Source organism: Actinomadura sp. ATCC 39365 (assembly GCF_054392275.1).
In genome coordinates this window covers 7596576-7613265 of the sequence record NZ_CP184335.1, presented here as the reverse complement: position 1 = coordinate 7613265, position 16690 = coordinate 7596576, and the positions used below count along the sequence as shown (strand labels likewise).

Genomic DNA, 16690 nt, shown 5'->3' with positions numbered 1-16690 from the left:
GCCGACGTCGGGGCGTGGAATGCGAATTCTTCGCAGGGTGGTGGTGATGGCGTCCGCGTTCTCCTTCTGGAGCGCCGCCACCCTCATCGTCGCCACCATGCTGTCCGACCCGAAGTCCTGGGCGGTCCCGCTCCTGATCGGCGGATCCGTTCTGGCAGTCGTCGGGAGTGTGCTCACCGCCCTTGAGTGGCGACACTCCTTCGGCGCCGGCGAGAGTGACGTCACACCTCGCGACGGGGACGTCGGCTGATGGGAGACGTCTCGGCCGGCGCCGGCCGGGCCGTCTCCCATGGGACTTGGGCCAGGTGCCGCAGGAAGGCGGTACCTGTCGCGACGTGTGAGCGGGCATTCCGGTCACGGCACAGGCCCCACGACGTGAGCGAGCCCTGCCGGCCTCGCTTACCCGTAGTGCTCCCCGACCAGCGCGGGCGGGCACGTCACTCACCGTCGGCTCGCTGTGGAGCGCCGGCACGCCTACCGGATGCAGGCTGACGTCCGGAGTGCTCGTCGTGGTGCGGCTGGGTGAAACGGCGTGAGCGGGTCCCGCTGAACACGGGCAGAGCAGAGCTTGACGGGTTGTGGGATTTCGTTTCATAGTGGGCCGGTCAAGTCTCTTATCTCTGCCCGGAGGTTCTCGCCGGTAATTATGTTAGCGATAACATCGCCGCGACAATCCCGGTGACGCGGCAGGTCGGTGGGCATTTGTGGCGTGCGTGCGAGCGCGTGTGCTCGTGCCTGGAATTTCCTGGGAAGCGGAGGTCCATTGATGAGGTCCCGGTCCACATCAAGCATTCTCGAAAAGGCGGGAGCCGCCGTCGTGCTCGTCGCCGGGCTGCTCGCCGGCGTCCCCTCGGCGGCGCGGGCCGCCACCCAGCAGTCGTGCGACATCTACGCCGCCGGCGGCACCCCTGCGTGGCGGCCCACAGCACGACCCGCGCCCTGTACGGCGCCTACAACGGCCCGCTCTACCAGGTCCGCCGCTCCTCCGACAACGCCACCCGCGACATCGGCCTGCTCGCCGCGGGCGGTTACGCCGACGCCGCCGCCCAGGACACGTTCTGCGCCGGCACGACGTGCCTCATCACGGTCATCTACGACCAGTCCGGACGGGGCAACCACCTCACCCAGGCGCCCCCCGGCGGCTTCCCCGGCCCGGCGCCCGGCGGGTACGACAACCTCGCGATCGCGACCGCCGCCCCGACCATGGTCAACGGCCACAGGGCGTACGGCGTGCGCGTCACCCCCGGCACCGGCTACCGCGACAACGTCACCAACGGCGTCGCCAAGGGCGACCAGCCCGAAGGCATGTACGCCGTCCTCGACGGCACCCACCACAACGGCGGCTGCTGCTTCGACTACGGCAACGCCGAGACCAACAGCCGCGACAACGGCAACGGCACCATGGAGGCCATCTACTTCGGCGACATCAAGGTCTGGGGCTACGGCACCGGCAACGGCCCCTGGGTCATGGCCGACCTGGAGAACGGCCTGTTCTCCGGCGTGAACCCGGGCTACAACCCGGGCGACCCCAGCGTCAGCCACCGCTACCTGACCGCCGTCGTCAAGGGCGAGCCGAACCACTGGGCGATCCGCGCCGGGAACGCCCAGTCCGGCGGCCTGTCCACCTACTACGACGGCCCCCGTCCCAACGCCCCCGGCTACAACCCCATGAAGAAGGAGGGGGCGATCATCCTCGGGATCGGCGGCGACAACAGCAACGGCTCCGCGGGCACCTTCTACGAGGGCGTGATGACCGCCGGCTACCCCTCGACCGCCACCGAGAACGCCGTGCAGGCGAACATCGTCGCCGCCGGCTACACCACCACGGGCGGCGGCGCGGACGGGACGCTCACCCCCGGCGCCTCCGTCTCGCTGCGCGCGACCACGGCCTGCTGCACCACCCGCTACCTGCGCCACCAGAACGACCAGGTCGTCACGTCGGTGATCGGTTCCGGCAGCTCGTCGCTGGACAGGAGCGACGCCACGTGGATCGTCCGCAGTGGCCTGGCCGGGACGTCGTGCGTGTCGTTCGAATCGCGCAACTACCCCGGTGACTACCTGCGGCACCGCAACTACCAGCTCTACCGGCAGCACGACGACGGCAGCGCGCTGTTCGCCGCCGACGCCACCTTCTGCCCGCAGGCGGGCAAGAGCGGCCAGGGCACGTCGTTCGCCGCCGCGAACTTCCCCGACCGGTTCCTGCGCCACTACGACAACACCGTCTACATCGCGAGCAACGGCGGCTCGCACGCCTTCGACAACGCCGCCTCCTGGGCGGCGGACGTGAGCTGGGTCGTCGGCCCGCCCTGGGCATAGACGGGGGCCCGAGCCGTCCCCGGCCCGCGGCCGGGGACGGCTCAGTGCATGTCGGCCGGGCGCGCCCGCCCGTCGAAGGGGTAACGGGCGCGGAAGTCGATCTCGGCCTCGGCCATCGACATGAACGTGACCCCCTTGTGCCCGCGCATGTACGCGATGAGCCGCTCCAACATCAGCAGCACCTGGGGACGCCCGCTGACGTCGGGATGCAGCGTGACGGGGAAGACCGCGTAGTCCAGCTCGCGGTAGACCCAGTCGAACTGGTCGCGCCACTGCTGTTCGAGGTCGCGCGGGTTGACGAAGCCGTGGCTGTTCGGCGAGCTCTTGATGAACATCATCGGCGGCAGGTCGTCCAGGTACCAGTTGGCCGAGAACTCCACCAGGTCCACCTCCTGGCCGGGCACGAGCGGCTTCATCCAGGTGGAGGCGGCCTGCTCGTAGTCGATGCGCGTCCACCGCTCGCCCTTGCGGGCGTAGAAGGGCTGGAAGTCGCGGTAGGACTGCGAGTGGTCGTAGCCGAAGCCGTAGCGCAGCAGCAGCTCGACGGTCCGCGCGGACATCTCCCACCACGGCGCCACATAGCCCCGGGGCCGGACGCCGAGCATCTTCTCCAGCACCTCCAGGCTGCGCGCCAGGACGTCCTCCTCCTGCTGGGCGGACATCGCGACCGGGTTCTCGTGCATGTAGCCGTGCGCGCCGACGTCGTGCCCGGCCTCGACGATCCGCCGCATCTGGTCGGGGAACGACTCCGCCGAATGTCCGGGGACGAACCAGCTCGTCCTGATCCCTTCGCGGGCGAACAGGCGCAGCAGCCTCGGGGTCCCGACCTCGGCGGCGAACACGCCCCGCTGGATGTCGTTGGGCGAGTCCTGGCCGCCGTACGAGCCGATCCAGCCCGCCACGGCGTCCACGTCCACGCCGAAGCAGACGTTGATGGCTTTCTTCATGGACCAGGACGTACCCCCGCCGCGACGGGCGGGCACCGGGCTCGACGGATCTTGGGCAGATCCTTCCCAGGTGCCCTGGCCTGGGCAGGTTCGCCTACAGTTACGGCGTGAACATCTGCGTCTTCTGCTCCGCCGCCGACCTCAACGAGCGTTACACCGGCCCCGCCCGCGAGTTCGCCGAGCTCATCGGCAAGGGCGGGCACACCCTGGTGTGGGGCGGCTCCGACAGCGGCCTGATGAAGGTCATGGCCGACGGCGTGCAGGAGGCCGGCGGCCGCCTGGTGGGCGTCTCGGTCGAGTTCCTGGCGGACAAGGCCCGGCCGGGCGCCGACGAGATGATGATCACCCGCGACCTGGCCGAGCGCAAGGCGCAGCTCCTGTCCCGCGCCGACGGCTTCGTCGTCATGGTGGGCGGCAGTGGCACGCTCGACGAGGCCACCGAGATCCTGGAGCTGCGCAAGCACGGCCTGCACACCAAGCCGGTCGTGCTGCTGAACACCGCGGGCTTCTACGACGGGCTGAAGCAGCAGTTCCAGCGCATGGAGGCGGAGGGCTTCCTGCCGTTGCCCCTCACCGAGCTGGTGTTCTTCGCCGAGGAGGGCGTCGGGGCCATCGCCTACCTGGAGGAGCAGTCGGGCCTGGTCCCGCCGGGGGCCGACGGCTGACCGGCCCCCGCGGCGCGCGTTCGGGGCGGATCGTGCGGGGGTAGGGGGGAGGGAGGCTGTGGCCGTCGGGGGAGGTCACGATGGGGGCTGACGGCGAGCCCGCGGGCAGCGGGCTGGCGTTCGAGGTGCTGGAACCGGCGCCGGTCGGCGTGGCGGTCGCGCGCGGCCCCGACCACCGCCTGGTCTACACCAACGCCGCCTACCGCTCCCTGTTCGCCGACAGCCGCACCGGGATGCCGGTCGAGGAGGCGTTCGCGGAGTTCGTCCAGGTGCACTTCCGCGCGCAGTTCGACCGGGTCTACGCCACCGGCGAGCCGTTCGTCACCACGGCGGAGCCGGAGTACGTCGTCGGGCCGGAGTGCGAGGAGCGGCGGTTCTTCACCTCCAGCCTGTCGCGCGTGGTCTTCGGGCCGGGCGACTACGGCGTGCTCGAAGTGGTGATGGAGGTGACCGACCAGGTCACCGCGGCCCGCCGGATCGAGGCCCTCGCTGAGGAACGCCGCCGCATCCTGCGCCGTTACGAGAGCCTGATGAAGGTCAGCGCGCAGATCGTCTGGGTGACCACCCGCGACGGCTACGTGCACGAGCCCAGCCCGAGCTGGGAGCGGGTCACCGGGCAGCCGTGGGAGGGGCACCGGGGGCAGGGCTGGCTGAAGATGGTCCATCCCGACGACCGCGAGGACACGATCAGGTCGTGGTCCGGGGCGGTCAGCAGGGCCACCGAGACCTGGGAGCACGTCTACCGGCTGCACACCGCCGACGGCTCCTACCGGCACTTCGAGATGCGCGCCGTGCCCATCTGCGAGAACGGCCGGCTCGTGGAGTGGGTGGGGTCGTGCACCGACATCGAGGAGCAGTGGCAGGAGCAGCGGCGGCAGCGCCTGCTCGACAGCGCCGCGGCGGCCACGGCCCAGCTCTCCAGCCTGGAGGAGATGCTCGGCGCGCTGTCCGACGTCATCGTGCCCGAACTGGCCGACGGCTGCGGCGTCTACCTCATCACCGACCTCACCGGCGATCGGCGCGGCGAGGCGCCGTTCGTCGTCGAGCGGCTGGTCACCGCGGCCCGTCGCGGCCTGGTGCCGCTGTCGCCGTACAGCGAGGAGCAGGTCGACGACAGCAACGCCTTCGTGGCGGTCGTACGCCGGCGGCGGCCCGTGCTGCAGACGTTCCCCGCCGGGTGTCCGCCGCCCGACCTGGCGCCGGAAAGCACCCGCGCGTGGCTGACGGCCAGCGGCGCCAACAGCATGCTGGTCCTGCCGGTCGTGGTCGACGGCGCGGTCCCCGCCGTGGTCGGGGTGGTGACGTGCGGCGACCGTCCGGCGATCAACCGGGCCGACATCACGCTGCTGGGCAACATGTTCGGCCACGCCCACGACGCCCTGAGCCGGGCCATCCGCTTCCAGCGCACCCAGCAGATCGCGCTGGCCCTGCAGTACAGCCTGCTCGCCGAGCCGCCGCGGCTGCCCGGCCTGCGGATCGTGGCCCGCTACCGGGCCAGCCCCAGCGCCGCCGAGGTGGGCGGCGACTGGTACGACTCCTTCGTCCTGCCCGACGGCGTCCCGGCGCTGGTCATCGGCGACGTGGCGGGACACGACCTGTCGGCGGCCGTCCTGATGAGCCAGTTGCGCAACATGCTGCGGGCGCTGGCGATGGACCGCTGCGAGCCGCCCGGCGAGATCCTGACCCGGCTCAACGTCGCGATGGAGTCGTTGTCCTCCGAGGTCACGGCCACGTGCGTGTTCGCCCGCGTGGAGGAGAGCGACGGCGGACATCGGCTGCGGTTCGCGGTGGCCGGCCATCCGCCGCCCCTGCTGGTCACCGCCCAGGGCCACGGACGCTTCCTGGAAGGGGCCGTCAGCCCGCTGCTCGGCTTCTTCGACGACGAGACCCGCGCCTCCCTGACCGAGCCGCTGCCGCCGGGCAGCACACTGCTGCTCTACACCGACGGGCTCATCGAACGGTCGGGCGAGCACCTGGATCTTGGTCTCGAACGGCTGCGCCGGGTGGCGGAGTCGCTCGCCGCCGAGCCGCTGGAGAGCTTCTGTGACCAGGTGCTCAGCGGCCTGCCCAGCACCGGCCTCGACGACATCGCCGTCATCGCCCTGCGGCTCCCGCCCGCGGCGGAGGATTGATCACGAGGGCAGCGCGCCCGTGATCACGCACAGGTGGCGCAGAGCGTCATGGGCGCGGTATGCCCGTCCGGAGTCTCCGGACAGCAGGGCAGTGGCGGTCTCGCGTCCCATGGCCTGGAGGGCAGGGTCGCGCGCGGCCATGGCGTACCCGGCACTCCTGGCCATGCCCGCGATGACGCGGGAGAAGTCGAAGGTGTCGGTGAACAACAGTCCGGAGCTGACCGCACCGACGGCCGAGCAGGCGCGCGCCGGTGGCAGCGGACCCCGGGGAGCCGCGCGGAGCTCGCGGGCCACGACCGCGCGATCGACGTGCACCGTCCTGCCGCCCGCGGTGGACACCATGTTGACGGCCAGGTAGCCGAAGAGCAGCGCGCCGAGCGCGGTGGGGACGAGCGACAACACGGCGCCGACCGGCCGCCCGGTGACGCCGTTCCACGGACGCGCTCCCCAAGGCCGGGGGCCCGCGGCCGACAGCGCCTGCGCGGCGCCGCGCAGCGCACTGCCCAGCCACGCGGCGGCGGCGCCCGTGACGACCAGCCCGGCGAACCCGACCGCGAAGATCGGCCCGCTCTGCGACAGGTCGAACACGCGCGGCAGCGAAGCCATGCAGGACAAGAGCTGCCCGGCACCGCACACCACGGTGACCAGATGGACCATGATCAGCGGTACGAGTCCGAACACGGCCAGCAACATGAGAACCCCGGCGCCCGCCACGACCGGCGCGCTGCCGCCTCGCCCCCCGGCCGCCACGCCGAAGCAGAACGCTCCGGCCAGGGCCACGGCGGTCGCAACGATCAGCACCGGGGCGAAGATGCCGGGCGCGTTCGCCATGGGAACGGTCCCCGTGAGCGGCACGCCGCCGAGGGCCGAGCGGAGCCAGCCGTAGAAGGGGATCATCACCCCGGCGTAGGCGAGGCAGATCGCCAGCGCGGTGACGTTGACCGCAGGCAGCGGCATGCGGGGCGCCGCCAAACGGCTCGGCGGCGCGTCCCGCCAGACGGCCGCGAGGGGCCGGGGCGGCAGGCCGCGCCGCGCCGCCCAGCCGACCGACGCGACGGCGCACGCCAGCACGACGCAGAGCTGCAACGTCGGGTTGAACGCGGTGCTGAACAGGCCGAACCAGAGGATGTCCCAGCTCACCGCGCTGTCGATCAGCCACGCGATCATGTCGAACCAGAAGCTCAACCAGGATCCGAAGATCAACGCCGACAGCGCCGCGCCGGCCAGCGCGGCCGTACGGACCCGCCGGGCCAGCGGCAGCCACACCGACGCGCACAGGACCGCCCACCTGAGCATCAGCTGGAACAGGACGGCGAGCAGCGCCGCCAGCACGACCGCGATCACGGGGGACCTGGCCAGGATGTCGGCCCACGAGCCGGCCGCGGTCGCCAGCGGCGGCGCGACGAGCTGACCGGCCACCAGCCCCGCCGTCAGCGCCAGCGCGGCGGGCAGCGTGGACGGCGGCCGCGTGTGCGTGGCCTGCGCCAGCAGCCCGGCCCGCCACACGGTGCCCGCGACCGCCCCGGTGGCCAGCGCCCCGAACAGCACCCCGACGGCCAGGCGCTCCGGAGTGAACAGGGAGGCCACGGCCGTGGGGAAGATCATCTCCACGAGGTGCACGCACGGGGAGTAACCCAGCCCGAGCAGCACGCCGGCGGCCGCGGACTCCACCACGCCGATCCGGAACAGCCGGGGCGCGCCGCGGATGACGTCCGCCCGCTCCTCGTCGCCGGGGTGGAACGACAACGGCCCCCGGTCCCGCCGGCGCCGCCCGTCGTCCGCCGGCGTGGGGGCCAGCGTGTCCAGGAGCAGCCGCTCACCGTCCGGCGTGGCACAGCCGCGCAGGTCGGCGTAGTACTCCCTGGTCCTGAGCACCGAGGTGCGGGCGAACCACAGCAGGGCCAGCACGGCCGCCAGCCGCCACGGCAGGACGGCGAGCAGGCCCGGCTCGACCGCCGCGAGCAGCAGCAGGGGCAGCGCGACGACCAGCAGGTACGCCCACCAGATCGCGAAGGCGAACGTGGTCAGGCCGACGTCCTTGTTGCGCAGATGGGCCAGCTCGTGGGCGAGGACGGTGTCGAGTTGCCCGGGGTCGGCGTCGGCCGCGCGCAGCAGCCCGAGGTCGAGGATGATCCGGTACCGGGGACGACGGCCGAAGGCCCGGCCGCTCGCGCTCGCGCGCAGTGTCGCGACGTACACCTCGGTCCCCGGGGCCGGGCCCGGACGGTGTCCTCGACGCGCCGCACCACGGCGGCCATGCCCTCGTCCACCGCGAACTGGGCCAGCGGTCGCGGGCGGGAGAGCATGACCAGGCGCGGGTGGAGGAGGTGGATCACGACGGCCACGGCGAGCAGCCCGGCCACCATGCCGATCACCACCCACCCGGTACGCGCCGAATCCCGCTGGACGCACTCGACGTAGGCCGAGACCAGGACGCCGTCGGGGATCCGTCCCGCGCCGGATCCCGCGGCCAGGGCACAGCCACGAGGGCCGAGGTCCGTGCTGCCGGCGGCGTACCGGTCGAGCAGGACCAGGTACAGGTGCACGGCGCTGGTGACCGCGACGACGATCATGAGCAGGAAGCGGGCCGTGGTCGCCGCCGGCAGCGCGAACGGGTCCAACCTCGGCGGAGGCGGCACCGCGGGCGCGCCGGCCGGCGCCGTCACCTCCCGGGAGGGGCCGACGGGCGGGTGCACGGTCAGGGCCGCGGGTCGATGAGGGCCGCGGCGAGCAGCGTGTTCACGCGCTGGGCGAGCTCCGCGGGCATCCCCGCCGCCAGCACGATCTCGGCCGCCTGCGCGCCGATGGCCGCCGCCTCGACCGCGCTCACCCTGGGCAACGGCGTGCGCTCGGCCTGCGGCGCGACGGCCGAGGTCAGCGCCCTGCGCCGGCGGCGCTCCCGCCACCGGGCCCGCAACCGGTCGACCCGCTCGGTCGTCATGCCCGTCAGCACCTCGCAGGCCACACCGTTGAGCAGGGTCAGGACCACGCCGAGGACGAGCTGCATGCCCTCGCCCGCGTCGAAGCCGGTGGGCTGGTCGCGTTCGCGTCCGCGCAGCGTGGCGCGGACCGCGCGTCTGCGGGCGGTCGGGTTGCCGAAGAAGTCCGCGCAGGCCAGCGGCAGGAACCGCACGTCCTCGGGGGCCACGTCGAGCAGGATCGTCCGGGCGGCCTCCTCGATGGTCGGCGCCGTACGACGGGAGCCGTCGCCGACAGTGCCGGGTTGTGGGGAGCCGGGTTGTGGGGAGCCGGATTCTGGGGAGCCTGGTTCGGGCATGTCTCCTCGCCTGACTTGAACTGAGTCCCCCAATCACCCCTATGAGAGCATGTCCGCCGCTTCGTGGATACATGACTGCGGAATGCGATCGACCAGTTTCGCGGCCGTCCCGCCGCCGGGGAAGTGTTGCGCTGGAAGTGAAGGGCGGTGGGCCGGCGGGGCCGGGTGGGCCAGGATGGCAGGCATGCGGACACTTGTTCTTGGCGGCACGAGATTTCTGTCCAGGGAGATCGCGCGGCAGGCCCGCGATCGCGGGCACGAGGTGGTGTGCGCGGCGCGCGGCGTGGCCGGCGAACCGCCCTCGGGCGTGGAGTTCGTCCGGGTCGACCGGTCCGCGGACGGCGGGCTCGCGCCGCTGAAGGGGGCGTTCGACCTGGTCGTGGACGTCGCCAGGCTGCCCAGCCAGGTGCGGCGTGCGGTCACGGAGCTGGCGGGCCGGGCCGGTCACTACACGTTCGTCTCGTCGTGCAGCGTCTACTCCGACGCGACCCGGGTCAACCAGGTCCTGCACGACCCGTTGCCCGCCGGCGCCGACGAGAGCGACCCGGAGAACTACGGGCCGGCCAAGGTGGCCTGCGAGCAGATCCTCGGCGACGACGCGCTGCACGTACGGGCCGGGCTGATCGTCGGCCCGGAGGACCAGTCCGACCGGTTCACCTACTGGGTCGAGCGGCTGGCGCGCGGCGGCCCCGTGCTGGCTCCGGGCTCGCCCGGCGATCTGGTGCAGCTCGTCGACGTACGCGATCTCGCGGCCTGGACGCTCGACGCGGCGCAGGCCGGGCTCACCGGCCCGTACGACGGGATCTCCATGCCCTTCACCAGGGGCGAGATGCTGGCGATGATCGCCGAGGGGCTGGCGGTGGCGCCGGAGCTCGTCTGGGCGGGCCAGGAGTTCCTCACCGGGCACGAGGTCGAGCCGTGGGCCGGGCCGCGTTCGCTGCCGCTGTGGTTGCCGCTGCCGGAATACGCCGGGTTCATGGCCCGGGACACCTCCGCCACGCTGGCCGCCGGTCTGCGCATCCGCCCGGTCGCCGACACGGCCCGCGACACGCTCGCCTGGCTGCGCGACTCCGGCCACCGGGTGACCCGCGCCGGCCTCACCGCCGACGAGGAGGCCGACCTCCTCCGCCTGCTCACCTGACCCCTGGTCATCGCCCTGTCGTCGGCGTGCGGGGCCGGTCGCCTGGTCGCTCGCGCGGGCACGCCGTGACCGGGATCATGGACGGCGTGCTGCGCATGACGATGAACGACTCCGCGGCCGGTCTGCTCGGCATGACGGGCGGCCCGGCCACGTTCGCACCGCCGGGCGGCCTCGCCCCCGGCCTGCGGGAACGGGTGGCCCAGGGGCTCGTCCGGCGGGGCGAGGTGCTCGGCTGGGCCGCCTCGACGGACGGCGCCGGACGTGCCCCCGAGCCCTTCCACGACCTCACCGGCTGGGAGTGCGACAGGAGTTCCGTGCATCTGGAGGACTTCGTACCGGTCGAGGTCGTCGACGCCGGCCACGCGCCCGTGATCGGCGAGGCGGGCCAGCGCGTCCTGCTGCTGCACGGCGTGGCGCTCGCCCTGGAGGTCGGCCGGCTCGCCCGCGCCCTCCACCCGCCCGGCCCGGTGCGCTGCGTCGTGACCGCGAACGAGACCAACGCGACGTTCCGGTTCCACCAGATCCGACCGGGCGAGAGCTGGAACGCCGCAGACCTGGACGGGTACGCCGACGACAAGGTGATCGTGGTGGAACGGGGGCCGTTCGCCGCACTCTAGGAGCGTGCCGGGCGCCGGCGTACGATCCATGATCGTGTCGATGAGGTTGAGCCTCGCGAAGATCGAGGCCGCGCTGCTGGAGTCCGTACGGGCCGACCCCGCCCTCGTCGGGGCCGTCTTCGAGGGCCGGTTGCGCGGTCTCCCCCTGGAGACGGACCTGTTCGCGGACGACCACCGCTCGCTCACCGCCATCGCCGAGGGACGGGCCGAGGCCGAGCACGGCACCGCGCGGTGGAGGCAGTGCTTCCCCTGGCTGGCGGCGGCCACCGGCGAGGACGGCGCGAACGACATGGCGGGGTGCGAGGTCGGCTACGGGCCGCCGTTCGCGCTGGATCCCGCCCAGGTGGCGGCGGTCGCGCGGGGCCTGGCCGAGGAGGGGTGGAAATTCGGCGCCGGTCACGCGGGCGGGGCGTACGAAGGGCTGGAGGCGCTGGCGCCGTTCTACGCGGCGGCGGCCCGCGAGGGCAGGGCGGTCGTGGGCGCGGTGCGCTGACGGTCCTCGCCCGCGGGCGCGATCCTGCGGCCCTGACTGCCGGCCTCGGGCCTTCGAGTGAACGTGCCGCCGTGATGTGGTGGGGGTGTGAAGGTTGGGGGCGGGTGCTGTGCAGACTGCCCCGTGGGTGGGGGGACGCGCCTAACGTCCCGGAATATGCAGACAGTGGACGTCCTGGTGGTGGGGGCGGGGCTGGCCGGGTTGCACACGGCCCGCCTGCTCGCCCTGCGGGGGCTGAACGTCATGGTCGTCGACCGCCGCAGGTCGTTGTCGGCCGGCGTCCGGACCACCGGGATCTTCGTACGCCGCACGCTCGACGACTTCGACCTGCCCGACCACCTGCTCGGGCCCGGCGTCCGGGACGTCCTGCTGTATCCGCCGTCGCGGCGCTCGCCGATCCGGCTCACCAGCGACAGGGACGAGTTCCGGGTGGCCGACATGGCCGCCGTCTACGAACACGCCCGCCGCGCGGCGGAGTCGGCCGGGGCTCGCGTCCTGCTGGGCGTCCGGTACACGGGCAGCTCAGCGGGCCTCGTACGACTGGAGAGCACGAGCGGCCCGGCGGGCGCGGACGGTGGGAAGGGCTCAGTGGGCGCCGAGGGCGGGGAAGGCGTGCTGACCTGGGAAATCCGGAAGGGCGTTCAGGGGGCGGAGGGCTCGGAGGGGGCGAGCGCGGTGGAGGGCGTTGTGGGGGTGGAGGTGGTGGGGGTCAGGTTCGTCGTGGGGGCGGATGGGGCGCGGTCGCGGGTGGCACGTGATCTCGGCCTCGACGTCAACCGGCGCTTCCTGGTCGGCGCCGAGATCGTTCATGCGGTCGCGCCGGGCTCAGGTGTCCCCACGTTCCACTGCGTGCTGGATCCCCGGGTGGCTCCGGGATACCTCGGGTGGGTGGTGGACGACGGGCGGCACGCGCACGTGGGTGTGGCGGGGGAGCCGGGAGCGATGCGGGCCGGCGTCCGCCGTCTGCTGGACGCCTTCGCCGCCGACGCGCCCGGTCGCGCGGCGCCTGCCGGGCCGGTCGAGCGCAGGGGAGGCCCGATCCCGGTCGGGGGCGTGCTGCGTCGGCTGGCCTGCCCGGACGGGCTGCTGGTCGGGGACGCGGCGGGCGCGGTGTCGCCCCTGACGGCCGGTGGGCTGGACCCTTGCCTGCGGATGTCCGAGCTGGCCGCGGCGGTGATCGACGAGTATCTGCGTACCGGTGACCGAAGGGTGTTGAGACGGTACGACGGGGCCGCGCTGCGGGCCCGGTTCCGGGGCCGGTTGTTGCTGCGGCGGTTGTTGGCGGGGATCCGGTCGCCGGTCGTGGCGGAGGCTGCGGTGGCCGTCCTGCGCACCCGTGCCGGCCGGGCGCTGGCGGCGCGGATCCTGTTCGGCGACGGTTCCTTCCCCGAGATCGAACCCCGGGTCACGGCGACGGCGAGCACGGTCCGGCGACCGTGACGATCCCCGGGCGAGCCAGGCTCGCGAGCGGCTGTGGCAGGCCCCGGCGCGACGTGCCCGAGATCCGGGCCGGCACGCGGACCGCAGGAAGCGAGCGCCGGAGGAAGCGAGGGCGGGGAGCGGGGGCGACCCCGTGTGGGGCACGGGGTCGCGAATTGGGTGGTTACGGCTTGGTGTAGCCGCCCGTGTAGGCGCCGGACCCGCTGTACGCGTGCACGCGGATGCGGTAGGTGCCCGCCGTGCCGTTGTAGGTCAGCGACTCGTCAGGCCCGCTGCCCGCGCTGCTGGCCACCGTGGTCCAGCCGAGGATGCCCTGCTTCTGCAGGTACAGGTCGAAGTCCACGCCGGAGGGCCCGTCGAGGCACGCCCGGTGCGTCCCGGCGGCGGCCGTGTAGCCGGAGCTGTTCGGGTAGTACACGTTCTGCCCGCTGGTCAGGTTGCCGGAGAACGGCGTCTGGTAGCCGGTGCAGTTCCCGGGGGTGGTCCCGACCGTGATGCTCTTGCTGGTGGAGTTGGTGGCCCCGCCGTTGTCGGTCACGGTGAGGGCCACGGTGTACGTGCCCGCGGCGGCGTAGGTGTGCGACACGGTCGCGCCGCTGCCGGTGGAGCCGTCGCCGAAGGTCCACGCGTAGGAGGCGATGGTCCCGTCCGGGTCGCTGGAGCCGGAGCCGTTGAACGAGCACACCCGCGTGGTGTTGTCGCACGACTGGGTGAAGCTCGCCACCGGCGGCTGGTTGCCACCGGTCGTCGGCGGGTACTGCGTGGCGTCGTGCACGTCGAGCAGCGGCTCCTTGACCCCGTCACTGGCGTCGTCGGTCCAGTTGGAGTTGCCCGTGGCCTTGAGCTTGTCCCGTACGGCCAGCGCCCCCGCCCGGGTGGTGGGCTTGTTCGAGCCGCTGGTCAGCACGGCCGCGGCGCCCGCGACGTGCGGGCTGGCCATGGAGGTGCCGCTGATGGTGTTGTAGCCGCCGTTCATCCACGTGGAGTAGATGCAGGTGCCGGGGGCGGCGACCTCGACCGTGGTGCCGTAGTTGGAGAACCAGGCGAGCGTGTCGTCGGTGTCGGTCGCGCCGTCGGTGCGGCACGGCACGGTGATCGTGCCGACCAGGCCGCCGGGCTGGCCGTCGAAGTCGGTCACGGCCGAGACGGTGACGACGTCGGGGTGGTTGGCGGGGAAGAAGCCGGAGGCGTCGGCCGAGCTGTTGCCGGCGGCCACGACGACGACGATGCCCGCGTTGGTGGCGTTCGTGATCGCGTTGCTGATCGCGGAGCTGCTGCAGCCCTGGCAGCCGAGGCTCAGGTTGATGACCTCGATCGTGCTCGCCCTGGCCACGACCCAGTCGAGACCGGCGGCGATGCCGGCCAGCGTGCCGGAGCCCGCCGAGTTGAGCACCTTGACGGCGTGGATGCGGGCGCCGGGGGCGACGCCGACCGCGCCGACGGAGTTGTCGATGGCGCCGATCGTGCCGGCCACGTGGCTGCCGTGCCCGTTGTCGTCGTCGCCGGTGCCCGAGCAGACGCCGCTGGTGCAGTTGGTGCTGGCCACCACGTTCAGGTCCGGGTGGTCGAGGTCGACGCCGGTGTCCACGACCGCCGCGTCCACGTCGATGCGGACGTCGTCGGTGCCGTCGATGTCGAGGTTGATGTTCTGGTCGGCGTAGATGCGCTTGATGCCGCTCGGTACGGTCTGTGCGAAGGCGTGCACCTCGTGGTCGGGCTCGACGGTGAGCACACCGGGCTCGCCCTTCAGCTTGGCGGCCTCCTCGGCGGTGAAGAGGGCCGAGTAGCCGTTGAAGGCGTACCGGTAGGTTCCCACCAGCACGCCCTTGTGCGCCGTGACCTGCTGCTGCGCCTCGTTCGCCACCTGCGCTCGCGACACGCCAGAGAGCTGGACGATGTAGCGCTGCTGGTCGGCGGCGGCCGGGGAGTTGGCCTCGGCGGCGGTGGCCCAGCCGGACAGTGCCAGGCAGACGCCGGAGGCCAGGGCTAACAGGGTTGAGATTCGACGCATGGAAACGCCTTTCTCCGGGGGTGACATGAGCTGTGCTCATGCGGCTTGTGAGCGGAACATCGCATATGACAGCGAGTCAGGCAATACTGAAATATCTGTCATAGATCACATCGGTCTAGGTCGTGCCGACGAAGAATCGGGCCAGGCATAGTGGCAGTGGACGAACCGGGCGGTTCCCGTCGGCTCTAGGGTCGGGCGGAGTCGACCAGGGGGGACACCGGTGCCGGAGCTGGAGGAGATCGATGCGTGGCTGCGTCACCGGCTGGCGGGACTGCTCGCCGAGAACCAGGTGCCCGGGGCCGCCGTGGCGGTCCACGCGGACGGGCGGACGGTCGAGGTCGCGGCCGGGACGCTGAGCACGGCGACGGGTGTCGAGGCGACCCCCGGCTCCCTGTTCCAGATCGGCTCGATCACCAAGGTGCTGACCGCGACGCTGGCCATGCAACTGGCCGACGAGGGGCGGCTCGACCTGGACGCGCCCGTGCGCGCCCACCTCCCGGCGTTCCGGATCGGCGACGAGCGGGCCGCCCGGCGGATCACCACGCGGCAGCTCATGTGCCACGTCGCGGGCTTCGAGGGGGACGTCTTCACCGACACCGGCAAGGGCGACGACTGCGTCGAACGGTTCCTGGACGTCCTGCACGAGGTGCCGCAGCTGTTCGAGCCCGGCGAGATGTTCTCCTACAACAACGCCGGTTACTGCGTGCTGGGCCGGATCATCGAGGTCGTGCGGGGCAAACCGTTCGACGCGTGCCTGCGCGACCACCTGTTCACGCCGCTCGGCATGACCCACGCCGCCTGCGACCCGTACGAGGCGATCGTGCACCGCACGGCGGTCGGCCACGTCCAGCGCACGCCGGACGGCCCGTACGAGCCGACCCCGGTGTGGGCGCTGGCCCGCTCGAACGCGCCCGCCGGGTCGATGCTGGCGATGCGGCCGCGTGACCTGCTGGCCTTCGCCCGAATGCACCTCGCCGGCGGCACCGGCCCGGACGGCGCCCGCGTGCTGAGCGCGGAGAGCGTCGCGGAGATGCGGCGGCCGCAGGTCGCGCTGCCCGACTTCGCCCAGGGCACGGCATGGGGCCTGGGATGGGAGCTCTTCGACCGGCCCGGCGGCACGGTCTTCGGCCACGACGGCAGCACCGTCGGCCAGTCGGCCTGCCTGCGCGTGGCGCCGGGGCGCGACGTGGCCGTGGTCGTCGTCGCCAACGGCGGCCGGACGCGGCCCGTGTTCGCCGAGATCGCCGGCCGCGTGCTGGGCGAGCTGGGCGGGGTCGAGCTGCCCGCGCCCCCGGCGCCCGGCCCGACCCCCGTCCCGCCCGCGAACGCCGTCCGGTACGTCGGCACGTACACGTCGAGCACGTGCGAGACGGAGGTGACCCTGGACGGGGCCGGGCGGCTGTGGCTGCGGCGCACGCCCGTGGGGATCACCGCCGACCTGGACGAGGTGCCGTACCGCACCGAGCTGGCCGCCTGGCGCGACGACGTGCTGATCCCCCTGGAACCAGAGCGCGGCGCGCACGCCCCGATCGCCTTCCTCGGCGACGACGGGACCGGCCGCGCCCTCTACCTGCACGACGGCCGCGCCGACCGCCGCACGTCCGGCTGACCCCGCGAGAACGGCCCGCCCGCGCACAGCGCCGGCGGGCCG

14 protein-coding genes are annotated in these 16690 nt (G+C 72.8%); 9 read left to right on the top strand and 5 right to left on the bottom strand.

What is annotated here, in order from left to right; genetic code table 11:
• Positions 1 to 46 precede the first annotated feature (46 nt).
• The gene (locus ACNF49_RS37140; RefSeq protein ID WP_357968539.1) at positions 47 to 250 is read left to right on the top strand and encodes a hypothetical protein; all 204 of its coding nucleotides are present in this window, start codon (positions 47 to 49) and stop codon (positions 248 to 250) included.
• Positions 251 to 879: 629 nt separating this feature from the next.
• Positions 880 to 2316 carry an alpha-L-arabinofuranosidase B gene (locus tag ACNF49_RS37135; RefSeq protein ID WP_482940514.1) on the top strand — a complete coding sequence of 479 codons (1437 nt, stop codon included), beginning with the start codon at positions 880 to 882 and terminating at the stop codon, positions 2314 to 2316.
• Between the two features lie 41 nt (positions 2317 to 2357).
• Here ACNF49_RS37135 and ACNF49_RS37130 read toward each other — a convergent pair whose 3' ends face one another.
• The gene (locus ACNF49_RS37130) at positions 2358 to 3263 is read right to left on the bottom strand and encodes a polysaccharide deacetylase family protein (RefSeq protein WP_357968543.1); all 906 of its coding nucleotides are present in this window, start codon (positions 3261 to 3263) and stop codon (positions 2358 to 2360) included.
• A 107-nt stretch (positions 3264 to 3370) separates the two neighbouring features.
• Here ACNF49_RS37130 and ACNF49_RS37125 point away from each other — a divergent pair, with 107 nt between their 5' ends.
• Positions 3371 to 3928 (top strand): LOG family protein, encoded by a 558-nt coding sequence (locus ACNF49_RS37125; protein ID WP_482940513.1) that lies wholly within the window; start codon positions 3371 to 3373, stop codon positions 3926 to 3928.
• Positions 3929 to 4008: 80 nt separating this feature from the next.
• Positions 4009 to 6060: a SpoIIE family protein phosphatase gene (locus tag ACNF49_RS37120; RefSeq protein ID WP_482940512.1), complete on the top strand. Its 2052-nt coding sequence runs from the start codon at positions 4009 to 4011 to the stop codon at positions 6058 to 6060.
• On the opposite strand, the gene ACNF49_RS37115 is transcribed toward ACNF49_RS37120, so the two are convergent.
• The 3 genes from ACNF49_RS37115 to ACNF49_RS37105 are packed head-to-tail and all read right to left on the bottom strand — an operon-like array spanning position 6061 to position 9337.
• The gene (locus ACNF49_RS37115) at positions 6061 to 8172 is read right to left on the bottom strand and encodes a M48 family metalloprotease (protein WP_482945638.1); all 2112 of its coding nucleotides are present in this window, start codon (positions 8170 to 8172) and stop codon (positions 6061 to 6063) included.
• A complete protein-coding gene (locus tag ACNF49_RS37110) occupies positions 8085 to 8726 on the bottom strand; it encodes a hypothetical protein (protein ID WP_482940511.1) in 642 nt (213 codons plus the stop codon). The genes ACNF49_RS37115 and ACNF49_RS37110 overlap by 88 nt, the downstream gene beginning before the upstream one ends.
• A 32-nt stretch (positions 8727 to 8758) precedes the next feature.
• The gene (locus ACNF49_RS37105) at positions 8759 to 9337 is read right to left on the bottom strand and encodes a hypothetical protein (RefSeq protein ID WP_482940510.1); all 579 of its coding nucleotides are present in this window, start codon (positions 9335 to 9337) and stop codon (positions 8759 to 8761) included.
• A gap of 184 nt (positions 9338 to 9521) precedes the next feature.
• On the opposite strand from ACNF49_RS37105, the gene ACNF49_RS37100 reads away from it, so the two are divergent.
• The 4 genes from ACNF49_RS37100 to ACNF49_RS37085 all read left to right on the top strand — a co-directional run bounded on the left by ACNF49_RS37100 (position 9522) and on the right by ACNF49_RS37085 (position 13028).
• Positions 9522 to 10478: an NAD-dependent epimerase/dehydratase family protein gene (locus tag ACNF49_RS37100; protein WP_482940509.1), complete on the top strand. Its 957-nt coding sequence runs from the start codon at positions 9522 to 9524 to the stop codon at positions 10476 to 10478.
• Between the two features lie 65 nt (positions 10479 to 10543).
• Positions 10544 to 11095, top strand: a complete 552-nt coding sequence (locus ACNF49_RS37095) for a PM0498 family protein (RefSeq protein ID WP_482940508.1) — start codon at positions 10544 to 10546, stop codon at positions 11093 to 11095.
• A gap of 40 nt (positions 11096 to 11135) precedes the next feature.
• The gene (locus ACNF49_RS37090) at positions 11136 to 11588 is read left to right on the top strand and encodes a hypothetical protein (RefSeq protein WP_482940507.1); all 453 of its coding nucleotides are present in this window, start codon (positions 11136 to 11138) and stop codon (positions 11586 to 11588) included.
• 156 nt (positions 11589 to 11744) lie between these two features.
• Positions 11745 to 13028, top strand: a complete 1284-nt coding sequence (locus tag ACNF49_RS37085; RefSeq protein WP_482940506.1) for an FAD-dependent oxidoreductase — start codon at positions 11745 to 11747, stop codon at positions 13026 to 13028.
• A 163-nt stretch (positions 13029 to 13191) separates the two neighbouring features.
• Here ACNF49_RS37085 and ACNF49_RS37080 read toward each other — a convergent pair whose 3' ends face one another.
• Positions 13192 to 15039 (bottom strand): S8 family serine peptidase, encoded by a 1848-nt coding sequence (locus tag ACNF49_RS37080; protein WP_482940505.1) that lies wholly within the window; start codon positions 15037 to 15039, stop codon positions 13192 to 13194.
• Between the two features lie 220 nt (positions 15040 to 15259).
• On the opposite strand from ACNF49_RS37080, the gene ACNF49_RS37075 reads away from it, so the two are divergent.
• Positions 15260 to 16648 (top strand): serine hydrolase domain-containing protein, encoded by a 1389-nt coding sequence (locus tag ACNF49_RS37075; protein ID WP_482940504.1) that lies wholly within the window; start codon positions 15260 to 15262, stop codon positions 16646 to 16648.
• The last annotated feature ends 42 nt before the right edge of the window (positions 16649 to 16690 follow it).

Coding starts and splice junctions, on each gene's coding strand:
- ACNF49_RS37140 (WP_357968539.1), top strand. CDS start 47: ATGGCGTCCGCGTTCTCCTTCTGGAGCGCCGCCACCCTCATCGTCGCC.
- ACNF49_RS37130 (WP_357968543.1), bottom strand. CDS start 3,263: ATGAAGAAAGCCATCAACGTCTGCTTCGGCGTGGACGTGGACGCCGTG.
- ACNF49_RS37120 (WP_482940512.1), top strand. CDS start 4,009: ATGGGGGCTGACGGCGAGCCCGCGGGCAGCGGGCTGGCGTTCGAGGTG.
- ACNF49_RS37105 (WP_482940510.1), bottom strand. CDS start 9,337: ATGCCCGAACCAGGCTCCCCAGAATCCGGCTCCCCACAACCCGGCTCC.
- ACNF49_RS37100 (WP_482940509.1), top strand. CDS start 9,522: ATGCGGACACTTGTTCTTGGCGGCACGAGATTTCTGTCCAGGGAGATC.
- ACNF49_RS37090 (WP_482940507.1), top strand. CDS start 11,136: ATGAGGTTGAGCCTCGCGAAGATCGAGGCCGCGCTGCTGGAGTCCGTA.
- ACNF49_RS37085 (WP_482940506.1), top strand. CDS start 11,745: ATGCAGACAGTGGACGTCCTGGTGGTGGGGGCGGGGCTGGCCGGGTTG.
- ACNF49_RS37080 (WP_482940505.1), bottom strand. CDS start 15,039: ATGCGTCGAATCTCAACCCTGTTAGCCCTGGCCTCCGGCGTCTGCCTG.